Raw genomic sequence first — 24,267 nt, forward strand, 5'->3', positions numbered from 1 at the left:
CGGCTAAAATCCACCGATTACCTACAACCCTCAGAGGGAACCAAATGAGCGATATCGAAGCACGTGTCAAGAAAATCATCGCCGAGCAACTCGGCGTGGAAGAGTCCCAAGTAACGAACGAAAAGGCTTTCGTGGCCGACCTCGGTGCGGACTCGCTCGACACGGTCGAACTGGTGATGGCACTCGAAGACGAGTTCGGCATCGAGATTCCCGATGAAGACGCCGAGAAGATCACCACGGTGCAAAACGCCGTCGACTACGCCACCAAGAATCAAAAGGCCTGATCGGGCCAGCTGGAACTGCCACGGCCGGCCGCGCTCTTCATCGAGCCCGTACGCGCCGCCTGCAGTTGTTCAGCGCTTCCAGAAAGGTTTGCCGGCATGACCAAACGCCGCGTCGTCGTGACCGGACTCGGTTGCATCGCTCCTGTCGGAAACACCGCAACCGAATCCTGGGCCAACCTGTTGGCCGGGAAGTCGGGCATTGCGAACATCACCGCGTTCGATGCAAGCGCCTTCGCCTGCAAGTTCGCTGGTGAGGTGAAGGGTTTCGACATCACCCAATACATCTCGGAGAAGGAAGCGCGCCACATGGACCGCTTCATTCATCTGGGGCTTGCCGCCGCCATGCAGGCGGTGCAGGACAGCGGACTGCCGACCGGCGAAGCGCTGCCCTATGAAGAAGCCGTGCGCATCGGCTGCAACATCGGCTCCGGCATCGGCGGCCTGCCGATGATCGAAGAAACGCACGGCGAATACGCGAGCCGCGGCCCGCGCCGCATTTCGCCGTTCTTCGTGCCGGCTTCCATCATCAACATGATCTCGGGCCACGTCTCGATCAAGTACGGCTTCAAGGGCCCGAACATCGCGGTCGTGACCGCCTGTACCACGGGCCTGCATGCCATCGGCACGTCGGCACGCATGATCGAGTACGGCGATGCCGACGTCATGATCGCGGGCGGCGCCGAGTCGACCATTTCTCCGCTCGGCATCGGCGGCTTCACCGCGCCGCGTGCACTCAGCACGCGCAACGACGATCCCGCCACGGCCTCGCGTCCGTGGGACAAGGACCGCGACGGCTTCGTGCTGGGCGAGGGCGCCGGCGTGCTGGTGCTCGAAGAATACGAGCACGCCAAGGCGCGCGGTGCCAAGATCTACGCGGAAGTGGCGGGCTTCGGCCTGACCGGCGACGCGTACCACATGACCGCACCCGACGTCGACGGCCCCCGCCGCTCGATGGCCATGGCGCTGGCCAATGCGGGCGTCAACGCCGACGAAGTGCAGTACCTCAATGCACACGGCACCTCGACGCAGATCGGCGACGTCAACGAGACCAATGCGGTCAAGAAGGCCTTTGGCGACCATGCGAAGAAGCTGGTTGTGAATTCGACCAAGTCGATGACCGGCCACTTGCTGGGCGGCGCCGGTGGCATCGAGTCGGTGTTCACGGTGCTCGCACTGCATCACCAGAAGAGCCCGCCGACCATCAACATCTTCAACCAGGATCCGGAGTGCGACCTCGACTACTGCGCCAACGTGGCGCGCGATCTCAAGATCGATGTCGCGGTCAAGAACAACTTCGGCTTCGGCGGCACCAACGGCACGCTGGTGTTCAAGCGCGCTTGAGCATTGCTCTTTCATGCACAGCGCACCGTCGGTGACATACCCGGTGGGGCGCTCGCGCGGTGCCACCCGGATTCTGATCGCCACATGGGCCTTGGGCGCAGCGTGCGCGGGACTGTCGTGCTATCTGTTCGATAGTGCCGGCTGGCGCCAGCTGCTGCTGGTCCTGAGTGTGCTGTTGTCGGGCCTCGCGGCCGGACTCGGGCTGCGAAGCGACGGTGCGGGGGTGCTGCACTTCGACGGACTGGGCTGGACGCTCACGGGCGCCCATCCGGGCCGTGCCGTCCATGCGGCCCGCGCCGCCGTCGCACTCGATCTCCAGTCGCTGCTGCTGGTCCGGCTGACCCAGCCGGGCCGTGCGAGCCGCTGGATCTGGATCGAGCAGCGCGCCATGCCGGAACGCTGGCGCGACCTGCGCCGTGCGGTATATTCGCGCGCCCCGACCGCGTCGCCTGCCGGCGAGCCTTGGCGAGCAACCGCTCCTGCCGATGCGCCCTGAACCTCCTCGATGACCACTTCTCCGCCGCCAGTGCCACCGGACTCCGGCTTGCCCGATGTGTCCGCCGAGGCGCCGCGCCCCGGTGAAGTCGACCTGCAGCTGGTCCAGCGCACGGTCGCGGGTGACCAGAAGGCATTCGAACTGCTGGTCATCAAGTACCAGCGCCGGATCGAGCGCCTGATCGGGCGCATGGTGCGCGATGTCGACCTGGTCGAAGACATCGCGCAGGAAACATTCATTCGCGCCTACCGCGCGCTCCATCAGTTCCGCGGCGACGCGCAGTTCTACACCTGGCTTTACCGGATCGCGGTGAACACCGCCAAGAAGGCGCTGGTCGACATGAAGCGCGACCCGACCATTTCCGAAAGCGCCATGCGGCCGTCTTCTGAAGAGGACGATGAAACTTACCGGCCCGGAAACGAACCAATCAGCGACGAAACCCCCGAATCGGTCTTGGCGGCAAATGAAATTGCCCGCGTGGTCGAGGCGGCCATGGAAGCGCTGCCGTCCGAGTTGCGCCAGGCTGTCACCCTGCGCGAGATCGAGGGCATGAGTTACGAAGAGATTGCCGAGGTCATGAATTGCCCAATCGGCACCGTGCGCTCGCGTATTTTCCGGGCGCGCGAGGCCATTTCGGCCAGGGTCAAACCGCTGCTGGACAACCAGTCCGGCAAGCGTTGGTAGGTAAGCAGGTGAATGAAATGAATCAGACAATGACGGTTCGTGAGCAGGTGTCCGCACTGGCGGATGGTCATTTGCAGGGCGAGGACTTCGCGCGGGCCATCGAGGCTGTCTGTGCGGACGACGAGGCCCATCGGGCTTGGCGTGCCTATCACATGGTGGGCGACGTGTTGCGCGCGGGTGCGCATTCGCCGTGCAGCGATAGCAATGCGTTCCTGGCCCGCTTTCAACAACGCCTGGCGGCGGAGCCCGCCGCAGCCGCCCCGGTTGTGGCGCCCGCCCCAGCAGCAGTTCACGCGGTGCGGCACAAAGCCGACGCGGCCAATGAGCCGGTCTTTCGCTGGAAGCTCGTGGCCGGCGCCGCTTCGCTGGTGGCCGTGGCTGCGATCAGCTGGACGCTGGTCGGAAACGGCGCCGCCGTTCCGTCGCAGGGTGCACAGATGGCAGTCCAGCAGCAACCGGCAGCCAACTCGGTGCTGGCCGCCGCTGCCACTGGCAACCAGCAGCCCGCCGCTGCGCCGCTGACGCCGACCCGCGTGGTGGTCGGCAATGGAAGCCCGCAGGTCATGCTGCGCGATCCGCGGCTCGACCAGTTGCTCGAAGCGCACCAGCAAGCCGGCGGCGCCTCGCAAATGCCCTCAGGTTTCCTGCGCAACGCGACCTTCGAAGGCCCGACGCGCTGACGCGCGCCTGCCGTCCTTCCAATGACCGTTCAGATGCCGATTTCTGCACGCGCGTTCGCGCTGGTATTCGCTGCTTTTTGTCTGGTGCAGATCGCGGCGGCGCAGACCCGGCCGGGTTCGGCCAACGCCAGGAGCCCGGCCTCGGTGCAGGGCGGCGATGCGCCGCCCGCGATGGGCGTGGTCGAGTGGCTGCAGCGCATGCACACGGGCGCGCGGCAGCGAAACTACGTCGGCACCTTCGTGGTATCGGCGGCGGGCGGCGATCTGTCGAGCGCACGCATCTGGCATGTACGCGACGGCGATATGCAGATCGAACGCATCGAGGCCCTGTCGGGCCCGCCGCGCTCCACGTTCAGGCGCAACCACCACGTGATGACCTTCCTGCCCGAGGCGAAGGTCGTGAAGGTCGAGAAGCGCGAGAACCTCGATCTCTTTCCCAATCTCCCCGACAAGCCCGATTCGTCGATCGGCGACTTTTACGATGTCCGTGCCATTGGCAAGGACCGCGTAGCCGGTTTCGATGCCGACGTGGTGCAGCTGGTGCCGCATGACGGGCTTCGCTTCGGATATCGCATCTGGAGCGAGCGCCGCTCCGGCCTGGTGATAAAGCTGCAGACGATCGACGGCGACTCTCGCGTGGTCGAGCAGTCGGCGTTTTCCGAGCTGCAGCTCGATGCACCGGTCAAGGCGCAGGCACTCGCGCAGATGATGGCCAATACCGGCGGCTATCGCATCGAGAAGCTGGAACTGGAGCGCACCAGCGCGCAGGACGAGGGCTGGGTGCTCAAGTCGCCCGTGGCCGGTTTCAAGCCGCGCAGCTTCTACCGCCGCCCGGCTGGCAGCGACAAGAGCGGGCAGGATCGAACCGTTCAGTGGACCTTTTCCGATGGCCTTGCCTCGGTGTCGCTTTTCATCGAGCGATACGATGAGAAACGCGCGCCCCGGGACGGCGTGCTCACAATCGGTGCAACCAACGCCATTCGTCGGCGATTGCCCGAGCCGGCGAACGATTGGTGGCTCACCGCCGTGGGCGAGGTGCCGCAGCAGACGCTGAACGCATTTGCGCAAAGCCTCGCGCGCACGCGCTGATCGGCCAGTCTGCGCGCAGCTGCGCTGAACCAACTCCGCACCACCGACTCATAGCTCTTCTTTTGGCCGCTCTGCACTTTTGAAAGAAAACCGATGATGTTCAAAGTCGAGGGACACAAGCTTCGTTCCTATCTCTTCGCATTCGGCGTGGCCTGCGCGGCTGCCACGGGTTTCCTGCCGGCAACGCCCGCCATGGCGCAGACGCCGCAAGCGCGCGGATTGCCCGATTTCGCCGATCTGGTGGAGCAGGTCGGCCCCGCGGTGGTCGGTATTCGCACCGTCGAGAAGGTTTCCGCGCGCAGCGGCAGCGGCGGCGGGGAAATGGACGAGGAGATGCAGGAGTTCTTCCGCCGCTTCTTCGGCCAGCCGCTGCCCGGCAATCCGCGTCCGGGCCCGCGCCCGAACCGCCCGCAGCAGCCGCAGGAGGAAGAGCGTCCGCGCGGCGTGGGCTCGGGTTTCATCCTGACCGCCGACGGCTACGTCATGACCAATGCTCACGTGATCGAGGATGCCTCCGAAATCCTCGTCACGCTGACCGACAAGCGCGAGTTCAAGGCCAAGCTGATCGGCGCCGACAAGCGCAGCGACGTCGCCGTGGTGAAGATCGAGGCGTCCAGCCTGCCGGTGGTGAAGGTCGGCGACATCTCGAAGCTGCGTGTCGGCGAATGGGTGATGGCGATCGGGTCGCCCTTCGGCCTCGAGAACACCGTGACCGCGGGCATCGTGAGCGCGAAGCAGCGCGACACCGGCGACCTGGTGCCGCTGATCCAGACCGACGTTGCAATCAATCCCGGCAACTCGGGCGGTCCGCTGATCAACCTGCGCGGCGAAGTGGTCGGCATCAACAGCCAGATCTATTCGCGCTCGGGCGGCTACATGGGCATCTCGTTCTCGATCCCGATCGATGAAGCGATCCGTGTCAGCGAGCAGCTGCGTGCCACCGGGCGCGTGTCGCGCGGCCTCATTGGCGTGACCATCGGTACGGTCTCCAAGGACGTGGCCGAGTCGATCGGCCTGGGCAAGGCCCGCGGCGCGCTCGTGAACAGCGTGGTGCCGGGTTCTGCGGCCGACAAGGCCGGCGTGAAGGAAGGCGACATCATCACCAAGTACGGCGACAAGGCGATCGAGACACCGAGCGACCTGTCGCGCTCGGTGGCCAGCACCAAGCCCGGCGCCAAGAGCACGCTGACCCTGTTCCGCAACGGCGCTTCGCGCGAACTTGCGATCACCGTGGCCGAGGGCGATCCCGAAGCCAAGCCGTCCGGCAAGCGCCAGCAGGATCGCGAGGAGCCCCAGGCCAAGCCGTCGTCCGCGGCCAGCAAGTCGCTCGGCCTGGTGGTTGGCGACCTCACCGACGCCCAGAAGAAGGAACTCAAGGTGCGCGGCGTGCGCATCGAGGCAGCCACCGAAGCGGCCGCCAAGGCCGGGTTGCGCGAGGGCGACGTGATTCTTTCGGTCGGCAACATCGAAGTCTCGAGCGTCAAGGAGTTCGAGTCCGCGATTGCCAAGGCCGACAAGAACAAGCCGCTCAGCGTGCTGTTCCGCCGCGGCGAGTGGGCGCAATATGCCCTGATCCGACCCGCACGCTGATCTGGCGCTGCCGTCAAGTGGCCCCACCCGTCAGTCGGGTTTGGGGCCTTTTTTTGAGGTGTTTGCGACGCCGGAGCGCCCGGTTTCAAAAAAATTTCTGGACCCAAAGTGCGCCGGTTTTGTTTGTGCTCACTAACTTATTGCGAGGCTTAGGACGGTTTTCGGTAGAATAGCGTTCATTGGGCGCTGAGTCCGTGCATAAGGAGGGGGGTTTCCTCCACCATGCGAGATGTCAGACAGCAGTCCACCGATGCTCCACAGATCGCCCACAAGTTGTTCATAGAGTGCTCCACCGATCCTGTGGATAAGTTGTTTATATCTTTGATGTTGTGGACCTGCAACGGCCCGTTTCGACCCTGTCCCCGGATGTACGTGCCTCCCTTTTTGCCTACAATGAAGTTCCAACTACTGCAGTTGCCATTGCTTGTTGGTTCAGGGCGCGTCTCCAGAAGACGCGCCCTTTTTTCTTGCCTGTCGCACTCTGCGCACGAGCCAATTCAAGTACTTAAGCGTTCCCGTTGATGAATCACATCAGAAATTTTTCGATCATTGCGCACATCGATCACGGCAAATCGACGCTCGCAGACCGTTTGATCCAGCGTTGCGGCGGCCTCGCAGAACGCGAGATGGAAGCGCAGGTGCTCGACTCGATGGACATCGAAAAAGAGCGTGGGATAACCATCAAGGCACAGACCGCTGCGCTGCACTACAAGGCGCTCGATGGACAGGTCTACAACCTCAATCTGATCGACACGCCGGGCCACGTCGACTTCTCTTATGAAGTGAGCCGCTCGTTGTCGGCATGCGAAGGCGCGCTGCTCGTCGTCGATGCATCGCAAGGCGTCGAAGCGCAGACGGTGGCCAACTGCTACACCGCACTCGACCTCGGCGTTGAAGTGGTGCCCGTGCTCAACAAGATGGATTTGCCGAATGCGGATCCCGACAACGCGCGCACCGAAATCGAAGACGTGATCGGCATCGACGCGACCGACGCGATTCCGTGTTCCGCCAAGACGGGCATGGGCATTGACGAGATCCTCGAAGCCGTCGTTCACAAGATGCCTGCGCCGCGCGGCAATCCCGACGGCCCGCTGCGCGCGATGATCGTCGACAGCTGGTTCGACGCCTACGTCGGCGTGGTGATGCTGGTGCGCGTGGTCGACGGGCGGCTGGTGAAGGGCGAGCGCATCAAGATGATGGCGTCCGGCGCCATGTACAACGCAGACAACGTTGGTGTCTTCACGCCCGCCAACGAACCGCGTGCGTCGCTCGAGGCGGGCGAGGTGGGCTACATCATCGCGGGCATCAAGGAGCTGCAGGCTGCCAAGGTCGGCGACACCGTGACGCTGATCAAGCCGGGCACGGGCGGCGCGGCCGCCACCGCCACGGAAGCGCTGCCGGGCTTCAAGGAAATCCAGCCGCAGGTGTTTGCCGGCCTCTACCCGACCGAAGCGAGCGAGTACGACTCGCTGCGCGACGCGCTCGAAAAGCTCAAGCTCAACGATTCGTCGCTGCGCTACGAGCCCGAGGTGAGCCAGGCGCTCGGCTTCGGCTTTCGCTGCGGCTTTCTCGGCCTCTTGCACATGGAGATCGTGCAGGAGCGCCTGGAACGCGAGTTCGACCAGGACCTGATCACGACCGCGCCGAGCGTGGTCTACCAGGTGGTGCGCAACGACGGCGAAGTCATCATGGTCGAAAACCCGTCCAAGATGCCCGACGTCGGCAAGATGAGCGAGATTCGCGAGCCGATCGTGACTGTGCACCTCTACATGCCGCAGGAATACGTCGGCGCCGTCATGACGCTGGCCAATCAAAAGCGCGGCGTGCAGATGAACATGGCCTACCACGGCCGCCAGGTCATGCTGACCTACGAGATGCCGCTCGGCGAGATCGTGCTCGACTTCTTCGACAAGCTGAAATCGGTCAGCCGCGGCTACGCCTCCATGGACTACGAGTTCAAGGAGTACCGCGCGTCCGACGTGGTCAAGGTCGACATCCTGCTGAACGGCGAGAAGGTCGATGCGCTCTCCATCATCGTGCACCGCAGCCAGTCGCAGTACCGCGGCCGGGCCGTGGTGTCGAAGATGCGCGAGATCATTTCGCGCCAGATGTTCGACGTTGCGATCCAGGCGGCCATCGGGGTCAACATCATCGCGCGTGAGACAATCAAAGCGCTGCGCAAGAACGTTCTTGCCAAGTGCTACGGCGGCGACATCACCCGCAAGAAGAAGCTGCTCGAGAAGCAGAAAGCGGGCAAGAAAAGAATGAAGCAGATCGGCTCGGTCGAGGTCCCGCAAGAGGCCTTCCTCGCGATTCTGCAAGTCGAAGACTGATCTCAAAAATGGCATTCATCACTACTTTGGTCCTCGCGGCCTTTGCCGGCTACGTCGGTGCCTGGTACTTTGGCGCCATCGAAGGCAACTTCGCACTGCTGCTGTTCCTGGCCACCGTGGTCACCGGGCTCTACTGGCTGGCCGAGCGCTTCTACTTCCAGCCCCGCCGCGAGCGCGCCGCCGCCGCACTCGAAACGTCGCTCAGCGAACGCAACGCGCGCCTGGCCGGCCAGGGCATCACGCAGGTCGACACGGCCGATGCCAAGGCCAGCGACCGCCTGCTCATGCAGCCGTGGTGGCTCGACTGGACGGCCGGGCTGTTCCCGGTCATCCTGGTGGTGTTCCTGCTGCGCTCGTTCCTCTATGAGCCCTTCAAGATTCCGTCGGGTTCGATGATGCCGACGCTGCTCACCGGCGACCTGATCCTGGTCAACAAGTTCACCTACGGCCTGCGCCTGCCGGTCATCAACACCAAGATCACCGACGGCACGCCGCTGGCGCGCGGCGACGTGGTGGTGTTCCGCTACCCGCCCAAGCCGAGCATGGACTACATCAAGCGCGTGGTCGGCATTCCCGGCGACGAGGTGGCCTACCTGAACAAGAAGCTCACCATCAACGGGCAGCCGGTCTCCAAGTCCTCGATGCCCGACTACCTCGACAGTGATTCGATGCGCCTGCTCAAGCAGTTCAACGAAGACCTCGGCGGCAAGCAGCACAGGCTGCTCAACGACGATGCCGGCCCGGCCTTCGTTCAGGGCGCCGCCGACTTTCCGTTTCGCGAAAACTGCCGCTACTCCGTCGAAGGCGTGGTTTGCAAGGTGCCCGCCGGCAATTACTTCATGATGGGCGACAACCGCGATAATTCGGCGGACTCGCGTTTCTGGGGTTTCGTGCCGGACAAGAACATCGTAGGCAGGGCGTTCTTCGTCTGGATGAACTTCGGCGACCTGGGTCGCATCGGTCCATTCCAATAAGCAGTCAGCATTGTTCGAGGGGTAAGAGGGCATGAGAGCTAATCGGTCCATCCGCAGCAGGGCCGCGCACCAGCGCGGCATCTCGTTCATCGGCCTGGTGTTTGTCGCCGCGGTGCTGGGTTGCCTGGGCGTCGTCGTCGCGCAGGTCATCCCGACACTGATCGAATACCAGGCGATCGACAAGGCCGCCAACAAGGCCAAGGAAGGCACCACCGTGCCCGAAGTGCGCGCCATCTTCGATCGGGCGCAGGCCATCGACGACTTCAAGTCGGTCTCCGGCAAGGATCTCGACATCAAGAAGGTCGGCGACAAGGTCGTCGTGTCGTATGCCTACGAGCGGGAGATTCCCCTGTTCGGCCCGGCCTTTCTGGTGCTCAAGTACAAAGGCGAGACCCGCTGAACGCGGCGACACGCAAGGTGGACGGCGGCCTCGCGGCGCTGCAGGAGCGCCTCAAGCATTCGTTCTCCGACGCGCGGCTGCTTCAGCTCGCGCTCACGCACCGCAGTTTTTCGGCTGACCACAACGAGCGCCTCGAGTTTCTCGGCGACTCAGTGCTCAATCTCGCGGTTTCGCACTTGCTCTACACCCGCCTCTCGGCCCTGCCCGAAGGCGACCTGTCGCGCGTGCGAGCCAACCTGGTCAAGCAGGACACCCTGCATCGCCTGGCGCTGGAACTTCAGCTGTCGCCGCTGCTGCGGCTCGGCGAGGGCGAGGCGCGCTCGGGCGGGCCCAACCGGCCTTCGATCCTGGCCGATGCGCTCGAAGCGCTGATCGGCGCGGTCTATCTCGACGCGGGCTTTGCGGCCGCGGAGGCGCTGGTGCGCCGGCTCTACGAGTCGGTCGAGATCAATCCGCGCATGGATGCGGTCGCCAAGGACCCGAAGACCGAATTGCAGGAATGGCTCCAGGGCCACAAAATGAAGTTGCCGGTGTATCGCGTGGCGGCCACGCTCGGTGCCGCGCACAAACAGACTTTCGATGTCGAGTGCGAGGTGCCCGAGCTGGGCCTGCGCGAACGCGGCATCGGTGGCTCGCGACGCGCCGGCGAGCAGGCTGCCGCGGCAGCCATGTTGATCCGGCTCAAGGCACGCGGAGCCGCGTGAAACCAGAAATGAACGACGCTATAAATTCAGCAGCAAACCCGGAAGACGCAGCGGGCGATACGGGCACGACCGGGCCCCAGCACTGCGGCCTGGTGGCCATCGTCGGCAAGCCCAACGTGGGCAAGTCGACGCTGCTCAACGCGCTGGTGGGCCAGAAGATCAGCATCACCTCGCGCAAGGCGCAGACCACGCGGCATCGCATCACGGGCATGCGCACCATCGGCGCGACGCAGTTCGTGTTCGTCGATACGCCGGGTTTCCAGACCCTGCATGCCAACGCGCTGAACAAGTCGCTCAACAAGACCGTGCAGGGCGCGGTCGGCGACGTGGACCTGATTCTTTTCGTGGTCGAGGCGGGCAGCTTCACGCCGGCCGACGAGCGGGTGCTCAAGCTGCTCGGTAAGGGCATTCCGACCGTGCTGCTGGCCAACAAGCTCGACAACGTGCACCGCCGTGGCGACATCGCGCCCTGGCTGCAGACCATGCAGGCGAAGCACCCCTTCGCCGAGTTCGTGCCGATGTCGGCCAAGAACCCCAAGGACGTCGAGCGCCTGTTCGGCATCTGCGAAAAATACCTGCCCGAGCAGCCCTGGTTCTATGCCGAGGACGAGCTCACCGACCGCAGCGAGAAATTTCTGGCCGGCGAACTGGTGCGCGAAAAGCTGTTCCGCCTGACCGGCGACGAACTGCCCTATACCTCGACCGTCATCATCGACAAGTTCGAGGAAGAGCCGCCGCAGAAAAAGGGCCAGAAGCGCCTGCTGCGCATTGCGGCCACCATCGTGGTCGAGCGCGACGGCCACAAGGCCATGGTGATCGGCGACAAGGGCGAGCGCATCAAGCGCATCGGCATGGAAACCCGCGTCGAACTCGAAAAGCTGGCCGACGCCAAGGTTTTTCTCGAGCTGTGGGTGAAGGTGCGCTCCGGCTGGGCCGACGACGAGGCCCGCGTGCGCTCGTTCGGTTACGAATAAGCAGGCAAACCCCCAGGCTTGCTCGCTTCGCGTAGCCTCCAACCCCCTTGCAGGGGGCAACGCCAGCGGCTCGGTAAAGCCGGTTCCGCGGCGTTTGCTGGCCTCAAGCCTCGATGCTCCTTAGCGTACTGACATGGCCATCCATCGCGTTTCGCACGAACCGGCGTATGTGCTCCATCGCTACGACTGGAGCGAATCGAGCCTGATTCTCGAGGTCTTCACCCGGCACCACGGGCGCATCGCGCTGGTGGCCAAGGGGGCGAAGCGGCCGAGTTCCAATTTCAGGCCGGTGCTGCTGCCGCTGCAGCCGCTGCAACTCAACTACGGCGGCGATGCCGAGATCCGCACGCTCAAGGGCGCCGAGTGGATGGGCGGCCACGTCATGCCGACCGGCGAGGCGCTGCTCTCAGGCTATTACGTCAACGAACTGCTGCTGCGCCTTCTGGCGCGGGACGATGCGCATGAAGCCCTGTTCGATGCCTATGCGGGCGTGGTGCAGGTGCTGGCCAGCGAACACGCCGGCGCGCAGGCGGCCACCCACGCCGCCGCGCTGCGCGCCTTCGAGCTGCTGCTGCTGCGCGAAGTGGGCCTTTTGCCGTCGCTCGACGTGCAGACCCTCACGCTCGAGCCGCTGGCGGCCGACGCCCGCTACAGCCTGGTGCCGGAAGCCGGCTTGCGGCTGGCGGGTGAGGACGAGGCCGCGCTGGCGGGCGCAGACTGGCAGTCGCTGCAGGGCGTGCTGGACGACCGCGCGCCTTTCACCGCCACACTGCGCGAGATCGCGACCATGAACGCCGGCAGCAACAGTGCCCTCAGGAACCAGCTGCGCACCTTGCTCAACTACCATTGCGGTGTGTCCACGCTGCGCACGCGGCAGATGATGAGAGATTTGCAAGCCCTATGAGCACAACATCCGGCCATTCCGCCACCACCTCGCTGTCGGTCAATCTGAACAAGGTGGCCCTGGTGCGCAACACGCGCGCCCTCGGCATTCCGAGCGTGCTTGTCGCCGCCAACGCCTGCCTCGCTGCCGGGGCGCAAGGCATCACCGTGCATCCGCGGCCGGACGCGCGCCATATCCGCGCGCACGACGTGAGCGACCTGTCCATGCTGCTGGCCAGGGACTGGCCGGCGATCGAATTCAACATCGAAGGCAATCCGTTCCACAACCTGATGGACTTCGTGCGCGAGCTGAAGCCGCACCAGGCCACCTTCGTGCCCGACAGCGAGACCCAGTCGACCAGCGACCACGGCTGGAGCTTCCCCGAAGACGCCGAGCGCCTGCGCCCCCTGATTGCCGAGGCCAAGGCCCTGGGCGTGCGCGTGAGCCTGTTCATGGACCCCATTCCGGAAATGATGGCTGCGGCCAAGGAAGTGGGCGCGGACCGCGTCGAGCTGTACACCGAGGGCTATGCCGCATCGCGCGGCACGCCGAACGAGCAGGCCGTGCTCGCGCGCTATGTCGAATCGGCGCGTGCGGCAGAGGCCGTGGGCCTTGGCGTGAATGCAGGCCACGACCTGAGCCGCGACAACCTCGGCGCATTCCTGCGTGCCGTGCGCGGCGTCCGGGAAGTCTCGATCGGCCATGCCTTCATTGCCGATGCGCTTGAACTCGGCTACGCCGCCACGACGCGGGAGTATCTGCGCTGCATCGAAGAGGCGCAGTGAACGCGCAAGCGGAATGATCTACGGCATCGGTACCGACATCTGCGACCTCCGGCGTATTGCCGCGACGTTCGAGCGGCAGGGCGAGCGTTTTGCCCAGCGGGTGTTGAGCGACGCCGAATTCGCCGTTTGGAAGGCCCGCAGCGAGCGCTGGCCCAAGCGCGGCCTGAGCTATCTTGCGACGCGTTTCTCCGCCAAGGAGGCCTTCAGCAAGGCCATCGGCCTGGGCATGCGCATGCCGATGAGTTGGCGGCTCTGCGAGATCGCCAACCTGCGCAGCGGCAAGCCCGTCATCGTGCTGCACGGCGAGCTGAAAGAGTGGTTCGAGGCCAAGGGCCTCACGGCACACGTCACGGTGACCGACGAAACCGAATATGCCGCGAGTTTCGTGGTGGTCGAATACAAGAACGAGGCATGACCCTGGCAACGACAAGCATTCACGCGCCATTGATCATCGACGTGGCGGGTCCGGAACTCGGCGATGCGGATCGCCGCCGCATCGCCAACCCCCTGGTCGGGGGGGTGATCCATTTCGCCCGCAACTGGCAGGACCGCGCCCAGATGACGGCGCTCAATGCTGAGCTGAAGGCCATCCGCCCCGACCTGCTGATCTGTGTCGACCACGAAGGCGGTCGCGTGCAGCGGTTTCGCACCGACGGCTTCACGCGCTTGCCCTCGATGCGCGCACTGGGCGAGTTGTGGATGCGCGACGCCATGCGCGCCACGCAGGCTGCGACGGCGACTGGCCAGGTGCTTGCCGCCGAGCTGCGCGCCTGCGGCATCGACTTCAGTTTTGCACCGGTGCTCGACCTCGACTACGGCGGCAGCAGCGTGATCGGAGACCGCAGCTTCCACCGCGACCCGCGCGTGGTGGCGCTGCTTGCCAAGAGCGTGATGCACGGCATGCTGCAGATGGGCATGCGCCATTGCGGCAAGCACTTTCCCGGGCATGGCTTCGTGACCGCCGATTCGCACGTGGAAATTCCGGTCGACCGGCGCAGCCTCAAGGCCATCCTCGCCGACGATGCGCAGCCTTACGACTGGCTCGCGGGCACGCTCACGGCGGTGATGCCGGCACACGTGATCTATCCGAAAGTCGACAAGCGGCCCGCGGGTTTTTCGCCCAGGTGGTTGAAAGAGATCCTGCGCAGCCGGCTTTCATTCGACGGCGCGATCTTCAGCGACGACCTGAGCATGGAAGCGGGGCGCTACATCGATGGCGAACTGCTGAGCTATGCCGATGCCGCCCTGGCCGCGCTCGACGCGGGCTGCGACCTCGCGATGCTGTGCAACCAGAGCATCGGCGATGGACGGCCGCTGGACGAACTGCTCGACGGCGTTGCCGGGGCAGCCAGGGCAGGGCGCTGGCAACCTGACGCAGCAAGCGAGATCCGGCGGCGGGCACTGCTGCCGGAAGCGCCGTCGGCTCGCTGGAGCGAGCTCGTCGAATCCGCAGGGTACAAAGGCGCACGGCAAGTGCTGGCGAAGGCCAAGCTCGCGCCGGCGCACGGCAGCGTCTGACCACTTGCTAGGGCGCGCTCCCCGGCGCCGCAGCGTTCGGCAGCGGGTTCGTCCACAGCCGCTCGCCACCCGAATCCAGGTGCGTCAGGTACAGCCGCACGTCGAACTCCAGCCGGTGGTAGCTCGGCTCCATGTGCTCGCACAGCGCATAAAAGCTCTTGTCATGATCCCGCTCCTTCATGTGCGCCAGTTCATGGACCACGATCATGCGCAGCCACTCCAACGGCACCTCCCTGAACAGGCTCGCCACCCGGATTTCGCGCTTGGCCTTGAGCTTGCTGCCCTGCACGCGCGAGACGGTGGTGTGCGTACCCAGCGCATTGCGGATCACATGCAGCTTGCTGTCGAATGCCACCTTGGACAGCGGTGGCGCCTTGCGCATGAAATCGCTCTTGAGTTCGCTCACGTAGTCGTAGAGCGCGCGGTCCGTCTGCACCTCGTGCACGGCGCCGGGATAGCGGCTCTGCAGCAAGGGTGCGAGTCCTTCGGTCGCGACCAGCTGCTGAACCTGCGCCAGCAAGGCGGGTGGATAGCCCGCGAGGTATTTCATGCAACCGGCCTCGCGCAGGCCAGCCCGGTGGCCACGCCCCCGAACAGGTCGCCTTCGACGAGGTTGACGCCCGCGAAGCTCCTGCGCAAGGCCTGCTGAAACGGCCGCAGCGCCGAGGAGCCGCCCGTCAGGTAGATGGCGTCGAGGTCGCCGCTGCGCAGCCCGGCGCGTTTGACGCAGGCGTGCGCGCAGGCAATCACGTTCTCGAGCAGCGGAGAAAGCTGCTGCGCCATGTCGGCGGGCGAGAGCGACGCGGCCAGGCCCGGCTCTGCACACGAAAGGTCGATGGCGGTGGGCGCATCGCTCACCGAGGCTTCGATCTTCGCCTGCTCGACCTCGCTGGCAATGCGATGGCCGTGCCGCTCTTCGAGCACCGCCATCAGCCGGTCGTGCAGCCGCGTGTCGCTGTAGCTCGTGCGCAGATCCTTGGCCTGCCGCACCGCCTTGGCGGCATAGAGCCAGTTGATCAGGTGCCAGGACGAGAGCTCGAAGAAGACCTTGCTCGGCACTTCGCGCCCCTGTGCGCCCGTGTGCCGAAAGCCGAATTCCGGCATGACGCGATCGAGGTTCAGGCGCTGGTCGAAGTCGGTCCCGCCGATGTGCACGCCGCTGGTGGCCAGCACGTCGTCGCTGCGGTCTTCGCGCGCGGCGCGGTCCGGGCCGACGCGCACGACGGTGAAGTCGGAGGTGCCGCCCCCGACGTCGACGATCAGCACCAGCGATTCCTTCGTGATGCGCTGCTCATAGTCGAAGGCCGCGGCAATCGGCTCCAGCTGAAAAGCGATGTCGCGAAACCCGGCCGCGCGCGCCGCGTGGCGCAGGCTCTCTTCCGCGCGCTCGTCGCGCTTGGAATCGTCATCCACGAAATGAACCGGCCGGCCGATGACCACGCGCTCCGGCACCCGGCCCAGCTCGCGGCCCGCCCGTGCGGCGAGTTCGCGCAGAAATCGCGCGATGATGTCCTCGAAGCTCACGAGCCCGTCGTAGACGGCCGTTTTCTCCTGCATCAGCGCGCTGCCGAGCAGGCTCTTCAGGGAGCGCATCAGGCGGCCTTCGACGCCTGAAAGATAGAGCGCAATGGCCTCGCGGCCGAAGTGCGTGGTACGGTCTTCGGCGTTGAAGAAGATCGCGGTGGGCAGGGTGGTGGCCGAGCCCTCGATGGGCAGCAGACGGGCCACGCCGTCGACCCGGCAGGCCACGGCGGAATTGGAGGTGCCGAAGTCGATGCCGATCGTCGGCAGCGACGACGGTAGATGCACGCTCAAGATTCCCTGCGAAGCGCCGGGAACAGGATCACGTCGCGAATGCTTGGCGAATCCGTCAGCAGCATCATCAGCCGGTCGATGCCGATGCCGCAGCCGCCGGTGGGCGGCATGCCGTATTCGAGCGCACGCACGAAGTCGTGGTCGTAGAACATGGCTTCGTCGTCGCCGCTGTCCTTGGCGGCCACTTGCGCGTTGAAGCGCGCGGCCTGGTCCTCGGCGTCGTTCAACTCGCTGAAGCCGTTGCCGAACTCGCGGCCCGTGATGTAGAGCTCGAAGCGCTCGGTCACTTCCGGGCGTTCGTCGTTGGCGCGCGCCAGTGGCGAAATCTCGGTCGGGTGCTCCATGATGAAGGTCGGCTGCCAGAGCTTCTCTTCCACCGTCTCTTCGAAATACATCACCTGCAGGCTCGCAAGGCTGCGCTGCGAGAGCTTGTCTTTTTCTTCGCTGAGGCCGATCTTGCGCAGCGCATTGATGAGCCAGGCGCTGTCGTCGACGCCATCGCCGGCCTCGGTGTGCTTGAGGATGGCTTCGCGGATCGTCAGGCGCTCGAAGGGCTGGGTCAGGTCGACCGGCTTGCCCTGGTAGGTGAGCTGCTGCGTGCCCACGGCCTTGTCGGCAATGGTGCGGATCAGCGTCTCGGTGAAGTCCATCAGGTCGCGGTAGTTCCAGTAGGCCGCGTAGAACTCCATCATCGTGAACTCGGGGTTGTGCCGCACCGAGATGCCCTCGTTGCGGTAGCTCCGGTTGATTTCGAACACGCGCTCGAAGCCGCCGACGATCAGCCGCTTGAGGTAGAGCTCGGGCGCGATGCGCAGGAACATCTCCTGGTCGAGCGCGTTGTGATGCGTCTTGAAGGGCTTGGCGTTGGCACCGCCCGGAATCGGGTGCAGCATCGGCGTCTCGACTTCGAGGAAGTCGTTGGACACCATGAAATTGCGCAGGGCGCTCACGGCCTTGCTGCGCGCGGTGAAGCGCACGCGCGCCGCTTCATCGGTGATCAGGTCGACGTAGCGCTGGCGGTACTTCTGCTCCTGGTCGGCCATGCCATAGAAGTCACCAGGCAGTGGGCGCAGACTCTTGGTGAGCAGGCGCAGCCTGGTCACCTTGACTGACAGTTCGCCGGTCTTGGTCTTCATCAGCGTGCCTTCGGCGCCGAGGATGTCACCGAGGTCCCAGCGCTTGAATTCGGCGTAGGTATCCTCGCCGACCGCGTCGCGCGTGACGTAGAGCTGAATGCGACCGGTGGCGTCCTGCAGGGTCGCGAAGCTGGCCTTGCCCATCACGCGCTTGAGCATCATGCGGCCCGCCACGCTCACGGAAACGGCCTGCGCTTCGAGTGCATCGGCTTCGGTGGCGCCATGCGCCTCGACCAGTGCGGCGGCGCGGTGACCCGGCTTGAAGTCGTTCGGGAACGCAACGCCTTTGCCCTCGGCCTGCGCGGTGCGCAGCAGCTTGAGCTTTTCGCGTCGTTCGGCGATGAGCTTGTTGTCGTCGACGGCGGGCGCCGCGGCTGGAGCCGCAGCGGGCGTGGGAATGGAAGGAATCAGGTGATCGGACATGGAGAGCGGATGGGCGCATCGGGAGCGTGCGCAACCCGCCATTTTAGCCGATCGGGTTCGAATGAAACCGGCCTCCAGCGCCCGCCAATCCTGTATGAAATGCTATTGAAAAAGTAGCAACCTATTCAGTGATGCCCGCGCGTGCGAGCAGATCGCTGACCAATTCGAGCCGCATCAGCGGGCTGTCGAGCTCCATCAGCCGTTGCCGGAGTTCGAGTTGCATGGGCACCAGTTCGCACCAGCGGTTGGCCACCCAGCCGCAATCGTCGAACCGATAGGGCTCGCCGACGGGCAGGCGCACGCTTTCGGCACCCTGGGCGCGGCGGCGTTCTTCAAGGGCGTCGACCAGGCGCCGCAGCGCCGTGGCGGTGTGCAGGAGGTCGCCCGGGATCTCGATGGCCGCATCCTCGAGCACAGCCTCCACCTCGGCCACCCAAAGACCGTATTTCTGAAGTTCGGCGCTGCGAATCCGAAAGCGCTGCGTGCCGACGCATTCGATCTGCAGCAGGCCGCTTTGGGGCGAATCGAATTCGCGGATGACGGCCAGCGTGCCGACGGCGGCGAAGCTTTCCGCATCGGCGCCTGCCTTGCGCACCTCGCTGCCGCTCGTGAGGCTGACGACGCCGAAAGGCGCATTGGCCTTGCGGCATTTGCCGATCATGTCGAGATAACGTACCTCGAAAATACGCAGTGGAAGCACGCCGTCCGGGAACAGGACCGTGCCGAGCGGGAACAATGGCAGTGAATGAAGAAGGGGCTGTGTCGTCATCGAAGAACCTTGCATGGCTATCATCGCATTCCGCTCACGACCGCGCCCCATGCTCTATCAGATCCCCTCGTTCCTTCTCGACGTGATCGTCGGCCTGCTCGGCGGCGCCTGCCTGCTGCGCCTCTACATGCAGTACCACCGTGTGCCGTTCGGCAATCCGCTCGGCCGCTTCGTGTTTGCAATTACCGACTGGATCGTGCTGCCGCTGCGCCGCATCGTGCCCGCGGTCAAGCGCTGGGACCTGGCGAGCCTGATTGCCGCATGGCTGCTGGTGCTCGCGAAGTTCCTGTTGCTGTGGCTGCTGATGGGCAACCTGGGGCGTATCGCGGCCTTGCCGCTGGTCTCCCTGGTGGGGCTGCTGCAGCTGGCGGTTTCAGGCCTGACCGCGCTGCTGGTGGTCTATGCCGTGCTGTCGTGGATACCGGGTGCGTCGCCGATGCTGCTCGACCTGATCTCCCGGCTGGCCGAACCGCTGGTGCGGCCGTTTCGGCGCTTCATTCCGCTGATCGGCGGCGTGGACCTGTCGCCCCTGGCCGCCATCGTGGTGCTGCAGGTGATTGCGATCGTGCTGGGCAACCTGCTGGTCTGGGCTTATCGACTCGGCGCTTGAACCCAGCGCCGACTGGGGCTTGTTCGCGCAAGGGCGCTCTGATTCGAGAAACACCGCGGAACCGGCTTCGCCGGGCCGCAGGTGTTGCCCCCGGTAGGGGGAGGGCGAAGCGGACACGAAGTGCCGCGCAGCCTGGGGGCGAGCCTAGCTCACCGCGTCGGCGGGCTGGCGCAGCAGCATCGCCAGCGTGCTCGCAATGGTCTTGCGCAGTTCGCGGCGGTCGCTGATGAAGTCGATCGCGCCCTTGGTCTGCAGGAATTCGGCGCGCTGGAAGCCTTCGGGCAGCGTCACGCGCACGGTCGACTCGATCACGCGCGGGCCGGCAAAGCCGATCAGCGCCTTGGGCTCGGCAATGACCACGTCGCCCACGAAGGCGAAGCCGGCCGAGACGCCGCCCATGGTCGGGTCGGTCAGCACGCTGATGTAGGGCAGGCCCTTTTTCGCGAGGCGCGTGAGCGCGGCATTGGTCTTGGCCATCTGCATCAGCGAGAGCAGGCCTTCCTGCATGCGCGCACCGCCCGTGGCGGTGAAGCAGATGAACGGCACCTTCTGCTCGATGGCCGTCTCGACGCCGCGCACGAAGCGCTCGCCGACCACGCTGCCCATGCTGCCGCCCATGAACTCGAATTCGAAGCAGGCCACGACCACGCTGATGCTGTGGACCGAGCCGCCCATGACGATCAGCGCGTCGGTTTCGCCGGTGTTCTCCAGGGCTTCCTTGAGCCGCTCGGGGTACTTGCGGCTGTCCTTGAACTTGAGTGCGTCCACGGGGAGCACTTCCTGCCCGACCTCGTAGCGGCCTTCGGCATCGAGGAAGGCGTCGAGCCGCGCACGTGCACCGATGCGGTGATGGTGGTTGCAGCTCGGGCAGACGTTCTGGTTGTGCTCGAGATCGGTCTTGTAGAGAACGGTCTCGCAGGCGGGGCATTTGATCCACAGGCCCTCGGGCACCTGGCGGCGCTCCGACGGGTCGGTTTGTGCGATCTTGGCGGGTAGCAGTTTTTCAAGCCAGCTCATAGGACTCCGGATTTAGCTCCCCTCTCCCGCATGCGGAAGAGGGGCTTGGGGGTGAGGGGCACCCGCGATTATCGGCCAGCCGCGTTCTTGGGGGTAGCGGCCGGCAGCGCATCGAGCGCCTCGCGGATTCCGGCGAGGAATTCGCGCACGGCGGGCACGACCTTTTCGCGCGGCTGTCCGTCGATCAGCTGGATGATCTTCGTCCCGATCACGACCGCATCGGCGGCCGAACCCACGGCCTGCGCCGTGCGCGCGTCGCGGATACCGAAGCCCACGCCCACGGGGATGTTCACGTGCTCGCGGATGCGCGGGATCATCTGGCCGACCGCCTCGGTGTCGAGGTGGCCGGCGCCCGTCACGCCCTTGAGCGAAACGTAGTAGACATAACCGCTCGCGATGCGCGCGACCTGCGCCATGCGCTCGCTGGTGCTGGTGGGCGCCAGGAGGAAGATCAGGTCGATGTTCGCGGCCTTGAGCTCGGCGGCAAAGCCTTCGCATTCCTCGGGCGGGTAGTCGACCACCAGGAGGCCATCCACACCCGCCGCCGACGCGTCGCGAATGAAGGCCTTCTTGCCATGCACGAGGTCATAGCGCTCGACCGGATTCGCATAACCCATCAGCACCACCGGCGTGGCCGTGTCCTGCTGGCGAAACGCGGCCACCATGGTGAGCACCTGCTTCATGCCGATGCCCATGGCCAGCGCGTCTTCGCCGGCCTTCTGGATCACCGGCCCGTCGGCCATGGGGTCGGAAAACGGCACGCCGAGCTCGATCACGTCGGCGCCCGCCGCGACCATGCCGTGCATCAGCTCGGGCGTGATGTCCGCGTAGGGGAATCCTGCGGTCACGTAAGGAATGAGGGCGCGGCGGCCGTCTCTTTTCAGCGCGTCGAAGGTTGCAGCAATGCGGCTCATCACTTGCCTCCCTTCACGCTCAGCCCGCGCATCGAGGGCCGGTCGTAGAAGTCGACGCCCGACAGGTCGGCCACGGTGCCGATGTCCTTGTCGCCGCGGCCCGAGAGGTTTACCAGAATCGACTGGTCCGGCCGCATGGTCTTTGCGAGTTTCATGGCATAGGCCACGGCGTGGCTCGATTCGAGGGCCGGAATGATGCCTTCGGTGCGGCACAGGTAGTGAAAGGCTTCGAGCGCCTCGGTATCGGTGATGCCCACGTACTCGGCCCGGCCGATGTCGGCCAGGTAGGCATGCTCGGGGCCCACGCCCGGGTAGTCGAGGCCCGCGCTGATGCTGTGGGTCTCGGTGATCTGGCCGTCTTCGGTCTGCAGCAGGTAGGTGCGGTTGCCATGCAACACGCCCGGGCTGCCGCGCAGGATCGAGGCCGCGTGCTTGCCGCTGTCGAGCCCTTCGCCCGCCGCTTCGACGCCCACCAGGCGGGTGCCCGCGAACGGAATGTAGGGGTGGAAGATGCCCATGGCATTGCTGCCGCCGCCCACGCAGGCCACCACCACGTCCGGCTGCCGGCCTTCGGCCTCGCCGGTGATGCCTTGGGCCGCGAGCATGGCGGGCATCTGGTCGATGCACTCGGTGCCGATCACGCTCTGAAAGTCGCGCACCATCGTCGGATAGGGGTGCGGGCCGGCCACGGTGCCGATGATGTAGAAGGTGTTTTCCACGTTCGTCACCCAGTCGCGCATCGCCTCGTTGAGTGCGTCCTTCAGCGTCTTGCTGCCCGATTCGACCGGCACCACGGTGGCGCCGAGCAGGTTCATGCGATAGACGTTGGGGCTCTGGCGTTTCACGTCCTGGCTGCCCATGTAGACCACGCATTCGAGGCCGTAGCGCGCGCAGATGGTGGCGGTGGCCACGCCATGCTGGCCGGCGCCGGTTTCGGCGATCACGCGGGGCTTGCCCATGCGGCGCGCGAGCATCGCCTGGCCGATCACGTTGTTGATCTTGTGCGCGCCCGTGTGGTTGAGGTCTTCGCGCTTGAGGTAGATCTGCGCGCCGCCCATTTCGCGGCTGGTGCGGGCCGCGTGGTAGACCGGCGAGGGCCGGCCGACGAAGTGCTTCAGCTCGTAATGGAATTCGGCGAGAAACGCCGGATCGTCCTTGAACCTGGCGTAGGCGTCACGCAGCTCATTGATGGCGTGGGTGAGCGTTTCGCTCGCGAAAGTGCCGCCGTAGTTGCCGAAATGGCCGGTGGCGTCGGGTTGCTGGTAGTCCTGGAATTGGCTTTGCATGGTTCTCGATCGTTGGGCCGCAGCCCCAAATCACGATCGGGGTGCGGCGGCTAACTGGAGAAGGACGCGTCGGCGGCTCTGACCGCTGCGACGAATTGCCGGATTTTTGCGGCGTCCTTCAGGCCCTTGTTCCCGGGTCCGTCGATTTCGACGCCCGAGCTCACATCAACGGACAGCGTTTTGCAGCGCGTCCGCAGGATGCGAATGCCATCGCTCACGTTTGCAGGTGTGAGCCCACCACTCAAGACGAGGTGAGCGTCGACGGCGGGTGGAAGAAGTGACCAATCGAATGCCTTGCCGCCACCGCCATAACCTTCGACATGGGCGTCGAGCAGGATGGCCTGGGCGTGGGAGTAATCGGACGCGTATTTTACGAGGTCGAAGCCCGCTCCGGCAGCCCCGAGCGGAATGCGCGCGGCGCGCATGTAGCGAAAACGGCCCGGGCCGGTGGATTCCTCGCACTGTTCCGGCGTTTCTTCGCCGTGAAACTGCGCGATGGCGCCCTTCACGCGAGCAAGCGATGCTATGACTTCAAGAGCATCCTCGTTGACGAACAGCAGCACCGGGGTGATAAAAGGGGGCAGGCGGGACGCCAGCTCGGCGGCGCGCTCGGCCGTCACGGCGCGGGGGCTCGCGGGGTAGAGCACGAAGCCCACGGCATCGGCGCCCGCCTCGACCGCGGCATCCACGTCGGCCTCACGCGTGAGGCCACAGATCTTGATGCGGGTGCGGGGAAGCGTCATGGCGGCCCATCATAAGGAGCGCCGCCGGCCTGAAGCGTGGCCTCCGCCGGCAGACCCCACTTGGCGTCGTACAACGGCCCGAGAAAATACAGCCCATTGGCGGAGAAGGTGGGCGCCGCCACCTTGCGGCTGCGGGCTTCGAGCACTTCGCTGATCCATTCGGGCCGCTCGTCGCCGCGTCCGATGCGCACGAGGCAGCCCATCAGGTTGCGGATCATGTGGTGCAGGAAGGCATCGGCCTCGAATTCGAAATGCCAGCGGCAGCGGTCGCCCGCGCCGACACGCGTGATCTCGATGCGGCGCAGATCCTTGACCGGCGAACGCGCCTGGCAGGCGGAGGCGCGAAAGGAGCTGAAGTCGTGCTTGCCCACCAGCAAGGCGGCTGCGGCGCGCATCGCGTCGCCGTCCAGCGCATGCATCGACCAGCCGACCCGTCCCGATTCGAGGCTGGGCCGTACGGGAGACTGCGACAGCACGTAGAGGTAGCGGCGCGCCAATGCACTGGCGCGGCAATGGAATTCGGCCGGCACCGGCTGCGCCCACTGCACCGCGATGTCGTCGGGCAGGAAACGGTTGGTGCCGCGCATCCAGGAGAAGGGTTCGCGCTCGACGGTGGTGTCGAAGTGCACCACCTGCATCAGCGCGTGCACGCCCGCGTCGGTGCGGCCGGCGCACAGCGTGCCGATCGGCTGTGCGGCGAACTTGGCTAGCGCGGCTTCCAGCTTGTCCTGCACCGTGCGGCCCGAGCGCTGGCTCTGCCAGCCCTCGTACGCCTGGCCGTTGTAGCGGATGCCTAGCGCCAGCCTCACGAATTCAAAA

The 24,267-nt window shown here is 65.3% G+C and carries 26 protein-coding genes; 17 read left to right on the forward strand and 9 right to left on the reverse strand.

What is annotated here, in order from left to right:
• The first annotated feature begins 44 nt into the window (after positions 1-44).
• The 16 genes from acpP (at position 45) to nagZ (ending at position 14,735) form a co-directional block, all read left to right on the forward strand.
• Positions 45-284: an acyl carrier protein gene (gene acpP / locus ACJ7Z0_RS22680; RefSeq protein ID WP_007830471.1), complete on the forward strand. Its 240-nt coding sequence runs from the start codon at positions 45-47 to the stop codon at positions 282-284.
• A 96-nt stretch (positions 285-380) separates the two neighbouring features.
• Positions 381-1,625, forward strand: a complete 1,245-nt coding sequence (fabF, locus tag ACJ7Z0_RS22685; protein ID WP_431123724.1) for a beta-ketoacyl-ACP synthase II — start codon at positions 381-383, stop codon at positions 1,623-1,625.
• Between the two features lie 13 nt (positions 1,626-1,638).
• Positions 1,639-2,121: a hypothetical protein gene (locus ACJ7Z0_RS22690; RefSeq protein ID WP_431123721.1), complete on the forward strand. Its 483-nt coding sequence runs from the start codon at positions 1,639-1,641 to the stop codon at positions 2,119-2,121.
• A 9-nt stretch (positions 2,122-2,130) separates the two neighbouring features.
• Entirely contained in the window at positions 2,131-2,805 is a 675-nt protein-coding gene (gene rpoE / locus ACJ7Z0_RS22695; protein WP_434791634.1) for an RNA polymerase sigma factor RpoE, read from the forward strand.
• Between the two features lie 17 nt (positions 2,806-2,822).
• Positions 2,823-3,485 carry a sigma-E factor negative regulatory protein gene (locus tag ACJ7Z0_RS22700; protein WP_431123717.1) on the forward strand — a complete coding sequence of 221 codons (663 nt, stop codon included), beginning with the start codon at positions 2,823-2,825 and terminating at the stop codon, positions 3,483-3,485.
• A gap of 21 nt (positions 3,486-3,506) precedes the next feature.
• Complete coding sequence (locus ACJ7Z0_RS22705; RefSeq protein WP_431123715.1) at positions 3,507-4,574, forward strand: MucB/RseB C-terminal domain-containing protein; 1,068 nt, start codon at positions 3,507-3,509, stop codon at positions 4,572-4,574.
• Positions 4,575-4,667: 93 nt separating this feature from the next.
• The gene (locus ACJ7Z0_RS22710) at positions 4,668-6,164 is read left to right on the forward strand and encodes a DegQ family serine endoprotease (RefSeq protein WP_434791635.1); all 1,497 of its coding nucleotides are present in this window, start codon (positions 4,668-4,670) and stop codon (positions 6,162-6,164) included.
• A 521-nt stretch (positions 6,165-6,685) separates the two neighbouring features.
• On the forward strand, positions 6,686-8,497 hold the full coding sequence (lepA, locus tag ACJ7Z0_RS22715; protein WP_434791636.1) for a translation elongation factor 4: 1,812 nt from the start codon (positions 6,686-6,688) through the stop codon (positions 8,495-8,497).
• Positions 8,498-8,505: 8 nt separating this feature from the next.
• Positions 8,506-9,471, forward strand: coding sequence for a signal peptidase I (gene lepB, locus ACJ7Z0_RS22720; RefSeq protein ID WP_431123709.1), 966 nt, complete (start codon positions 8,506-8,508; stop codon positions 9,469-9,471).
• A gap of 31 nt (positions 9,472-9,502) precedes the next feature.
• Entirely contained in the window at positions 9,503-9,871 is a 369-nt protein-coding gene (locus ACJ7Z0_RS22725; protein WP_431123707.1) for a DUF4845 domain-containing protein, read from the forward strand.
• A 17-nt stretch (positions 9,872-9,888) separates the two neighbouring features.
• Positions 9,889-10,575 (forward strand): ribonuclease III, encoded by a 687-nt coding sequence (rnc, locus tag ACJ7Z0_RS22730; protein ID WP_434791637.1) that lies wholly within the window; start codon positions 9,889-9,891, stop codon positions 10,573-10,575.
• 8 nt (positions 10,576-10,583) lie between these two features.
• On the forward strand, positions 10,584-11,549 hold the full coding sequence (gene era / locus ACJ7Z0_RS22735; RefSeq protein ID WP_431123704.1) for a GTPase Era: 966 nt from the start codon (positions 10,584-10,586) through the stop codon (positions 11,547-11,549).
• Between the two features lie 133 nt (positions 11,550-11,682).
• Positions 11,683-12,453, forward strand: coding sequence for a DNA repair protein RecO (gene recO, locus ACJ7Z0_RS22740; protein WP_434791638.1), 771 nt, complete (start codon positions 11,683-11,685; stop codon positions 12,451-12,453).
• Positions 12,450-13,217: a pyridoxine 5'-phosphate synthase gene (locus tag ACJ7Z0_RS22745; RefSeq protein WP_434791639.1), complete on the forward strand. Its 768-nt coding sequence runs from the start codon at positions 12,450-12,452 to the stop codon at positions 13,215-13,217. Before recO ends, ACJ7Z0_RS22745 begins: the two co-directional genes overlap by 4 nt.
• A 13-nt stretch (positions 13,218-13,230) precedes the next feature.
• Positions 13,231-13,632 carry a holo-ACP synthase gene (gene acpS, locus ACJ7Z0_RS22750; protein ID WP_434791640.1) on the forward strand — a complete coding sequence of 134 codons (402 nt, stop codon included), beginning with the start codon at positions 13,231-13,233 and terminating at the stop codon, positions 13,630-13,632.
• Positions 13,629-14,735: a beta-N-acetylhexosaminidase gene (nagZ, locus tag ACJ7Z0_RS22755; RefSeq protein ID WP_434791641.1), complete on the forward strand. Its 1,107-nt coding sequence runs from the start codon at positions 13,629-13,631 to the stop codon at positions 14,733-14,735. The genes acpS and nagZ overlap by 4 nt, the downstream gene beginning before the upstream one ends.
• A 7-nt stretch (positions 14,736-14,742) precedes the next feature.
• Here nagZ and ACJ7Z0_RS22760 read toward each other — a convergent pair whose 3' ends face one another.
• From ACJ7Z0_RS22760 to ACJ7Z0_RS22775, 4 genes are all read right to left on the reverse strand, one after another.
• Positions 14,743-15,285, reverse strand: a complete 543-nt coding sequence (locus tag ACJ7Z0_RS22760; RefSeq protein ID WP_434791642.1) for a M48 family metallopeptidase — start codon at positions 15,283-15,285, stop codon at positions 14,743-14,745.
• A complete protein-coding gene (locus tag ACJ7Z0_RS22765; protein ID WP_434792711.1) occupies positions 15,282-16,544 on the reverse strand; it encodes an Hsp70 family protein in 1,263 nt (420 codons plus the stop codon). Before ACJ7Z0_RS22765 ends, ACJ7Z0_RS22760 begins: the two co-directional genes overlap by 4 nt.
• Before the next feature lie 2 nt (positions 16,545-16,546).
• The gene (gene lysS / locus ACJ7Z0_RS22770) at positions 16,547-18,109 is read right to left on the reverse strand and encodes a lysine--tRNA ligase (protein ID WP_434791643.1); all 1,563 of its coding nucleotides are present in this window, start codon (positions 18,107-18,109) and stop codon (positions 16,547-16,549) included.
• A gap of 121 nt (positions 18,110-18,230) precedes the next feature.
• Positions 18,231-18,902: an LON peptidase substrate-binding domain-containing protein gene (locus ACJ7Z0_RS22775; RefSeq protein ID WP_434792712.1), complete on the reverse strand. Its 672-nt coding sequence runs from the start codon at positions 18,900-18,902 to the stop codon at positions 18,231-18,233.
• A 25-nt stretch (positions 18,903-18,927) separates the two neighbouring features.
• Here ACJ7Z0_RS22775 and ACJ7Z0_RS22780 point away from each other — a divergent pair, with 25 nt between their 5' ends.
• On the forward strand, positions 18,928-19,488 hold the full coding sequence (locus tag ACJ7Z0_RS22780) for a YggT family protein (RefSeq protein ID WP_431123689.1): 561 nt from the start codon (positions 18,928-18,930) through the stop codon (positions 19,486-19,488).
• Between the two features lie 144 nt (positions 19,489-19,632).
• On the opposite strand, the gene accD is transcribed toward ACJ7Z0_RS22780, so the two are convergent.
• From accD to truA, 5 genes are all read right to left on the reverse strand, one after another.
• Positions 19,633-20,505, reverse strand: a complete 873-nt coding sequence (accD, locus tag ACJ7Z0_RS22785) for an acetyl-CoA carboxylase, carboxyltransferase subunit beta (RefSeq protein WP_354398069.1) — start codon at positions 20,503-20,505, stop codon at positions 19,633-19,635.
• 68 nt (positions 20,506-20,573) lie between these two features.
• A complete protein-coding gene (gene trpA / locus ACJ7Z0_RS22790; protein WP_431123686.1) occupies positions 20,574-21,419 on the reverse strand; it encodes a tryptophan synthase subunit alpha in 846 nt (281 codons plus the stop codon).
• Entirely contained in the window at positions 21,419-22,705 is a 1,287-nt protein-coding gene (gene trpB, locus ACJ7Z0_RS22795) for a tryptophan synthase subunit beta (RefSeq protein WP_431123683.1), read from the reverse strand. Before trpB ends, trpA begins: the two co-directional genes overlap by 1 nt.
• A 50-nt stretch (positions 22,706-22,755) precedes the next feature.
• Positions 22,756-23,448: a phosphoribosylanthranilate isomerase gene (locus ACJ7Z0_RS22800; RefSeq protein ID WP_431123681.1), complete on the reverse strand. Its 693-nt coding sequence runs from the start codon at positions 23,446-23,448 to the stop codon at positions 22,756-22,758.
• On the reverse strand, positions 23,445-24,257 hold the full coding sequence (gene truA / locus ACJ7Z0_RS22805) for a tRNA pseudouridine(38-40) synthase TruA (protein WP_434791644.1): 813 nt from the start codon (positions 24,255-24,257) through the stop codon (positions 23,445-23,447). The genes ACJ7Z0_RS22800 and truA overlap by 4 nt, the downstream gene beginning before the upstream one ends.
• Positions 24,258-24,267: the final 10 nt, after the last annotated feature.

This window comes from Variovorax palleresanus (assembly GCF_051144945.1).
GTDB lineage: Bacteria > Pseudomonadota > Gammaproteobacteria > Burkholderiales > Burkholderiaceae_C > Variovorax > Variovorax paradoxus_S.